We start from the raw sequence: 1,916 nt of genomic DNA on the forward strand, positions 1-1,916 counted from the left end.
GACAAGGAACACAGGAACCTGTCGCTCCGATGTGAAGGGAGGACTCCAAGCGGCCCGTCGCCGCAAGGAGCAGAGTACCGATGCGGAGCACAGGGGCGGCATCGAACCCTCGCCTATCCAGCTGAAACTACATCAATTTTTGATCGAAGGCGTTCCAGTGTACCTGCCAGTGGACCCAGCGCTCTTGGCGTCGCTGCCGCGGTGCGACACTGTGCCGCCGTACCCAAGTCGCGTGCGTATCACGCTCTGCGAAAGAGATCATCAGCACCGTGCTGTGCGCTATCCCACGCGAAGAGGGTCGCCCGCTTCTGGCCTTCGCCGGCCTCTGGACAAATTGGACGGGCGTCCGAAAGGCAAGGGCAGGCAAAGTTACCATCGATGTGTTCGGCTTCTTCACGTGCGATCCGAACGCCGAGGTCAAGCGCGTTCATCCCGAGGCAATGCCCGTCATTCTGATGACGGAAGAGGAACGCGACATCTGGATGCGGGAACCGTGGGACGAGGCGTAGCGTCCCATAAGATCGTCGCGACCGGCAAGAAGGAAGATCCCGGTCCGGAGACTTGAAGCGGAACGATCTACGACGTCGCTTCCTGGATCTGGACCGACGGCTGGCGAGAAGCGGAGTTTCCAAAGATTAGCCGCAAATAGGACACGGCATAGATCAAAGCTCCAATGCCGAAAAGCAACCACAATATGGGCTGCCAAACCGGCACGTAGGTGAGATTTCCGTCGTAACGATAGGCCGTCTTGGAAACGTCGGGGAGGCCATTCGCCGGCCAGAAATGTGCCAATACACCGACCTCCTCCTTGCAGTTTTGAGGACAGCTAAAGTTGCCGTCGATCGCAAAGTACAAACTTCTGCGCAAAAATGTTCCCTCGAGGATAGCCAAACCGAGAAGGGGCAGCGCGACGAACAGGATCAACGACCAGATCGCGACAGTGCGGGCCTTATCCGATATCAGTCGAAGATCGGATTTGGTGGCCACCTATCGAACCAGGCCCCGTCCGTATGTCGCCTCGCAAAAGCCTTCGCCCACCACAGCGACCAGACACAAAGCGTGGCGACAACGGGAACACCGAGAAGGGCAACAGCATGAGCGTTGAGCGAAGACCAGTCTAGTCCGAGGATTTCGAGAATCTTGCCCGCTCCGGACTTCGCGCCGCGCGTCAGAAGAAATAGCGCAACGGTGCCTGAAAGCGTAAGCCGCGACGCCTTGCCCCACTGTTCGCGGAGCATGTCGTCTGGGCTTTTTATCGGCCATGTATTCGCGCCCTTCTTGCTACAAACCCAGACGTCTGCCGAGCTTCCTTATTTCATTGTTCGGGCCTGGCCCGTGCTCAAGATCGTGTTTTGCGTTATCAAGGTTTCTTACAATGTCATTGTTCGGCCCGAGCCCATGCTCGAGATCGTGGAGCGCATTCGTAAAGGCCTTCACGATCTCGTTGTTCTTCCCGAACTCCGCGCCTCCGAACAGAACTTTCAATATCCGAGTCGACCGATGGGCACGCCGCAGCGGCGCGTGATGCCGCCTTGACGCTGTCGGTCAGCGCGTGACGCTGAGCGATGATTTCTGGCGGCAGCTCTGCGGCGTCGGCTGAATTCATCTCGAGCTTGGCACTCACGATGTAACCGTTTTGCGTCGCCTTTAGGAGCGCGCCTTCGACAATCGTTGTCGTCTGACGGTGAAAACAACGTGTTCGCGACCTATTTCAAGAAGTACAGGCCCAGCCTCGGAGATCATCTGTCGGCGTTGCTGCTGCAGGTCTATCTTCACTACGACCCCGCCATCGTCAAATTGCTACGCCACCGCCTACCTCTACCACGACAACGCATGGACTTTCTGTTGCTGCTCCCGGACCGCCAGCGGATCGTCATCGAGGTCGACAGCAAGCATCATTTCTCAGAGGACGGCAA

The 1,916-nt window shown here is 57.7% G+C and carries 2 protein-coding genes and 2 pseudogenes; 3 read left to right on the forward strand and 1 reads right to left on the reverse strand.

Going from position 1 to position 1,916, the window contains the following annotated elements:
- Positions 1-290: 290 nt before the first annotated feature.
- A pseudogene (locus tag IVB50_RS03290) lies at positions 291-565 on the forward strand (SOS response-associated peptidase family protein); the annotation flags it as partial.
- Positions 566-576: 11 nt separating this feature from the next.
- Here IVB50_RS03290 and IVB50_RS03295 read toward each other — a convergent pair.
- Positions 577-987, reverse strand: coding sequence for a hypothetical protein (locus tag IVB50_RS03295; RefSeq protein WP_039800528.1), 411 nt, complete (start codon positions 985-987; stop codon positions 577-579).
- Positions 988-1,140: 153 nt separating this feature from the next.
- Between IVB50_RS03295 and IVB50_RS03300 the strand changes: the two genes are divergently transcribed.
- Both IVB50_RS03300 and IVB50_RS03305 read left to right on the forward strand, forming a co-directional pair.
- A complete protein-coding gene (locus IVB50_RS03300) occupies positions 1,141-1,536 on the forward strand; it encodes a hypothetical protein (RefSeq protein ID WP_157643085.1) in 396 nt (131 codons plus the stop codon).
- A gap of 159 nt (positions 1,537-1,695) precedes the next feature.
- Positions 1,696-1,916: pseudogene (locus IVB50_RS03305) on the forward strand (hypothetical protein); the annotation flags it as partial.

The sequence above is a fragment of the Bradyrhizobium sp. 87 genome (assembly GCF_023073015.1).
Classification (GTDB): domain Bacteria; phylum Pseudomonadota; class Alphaproteobacteria; order Rhizobiales; family Xanthobacteraceae; genus Bradyrhizobium; species Bradyrhizobium canariense_D.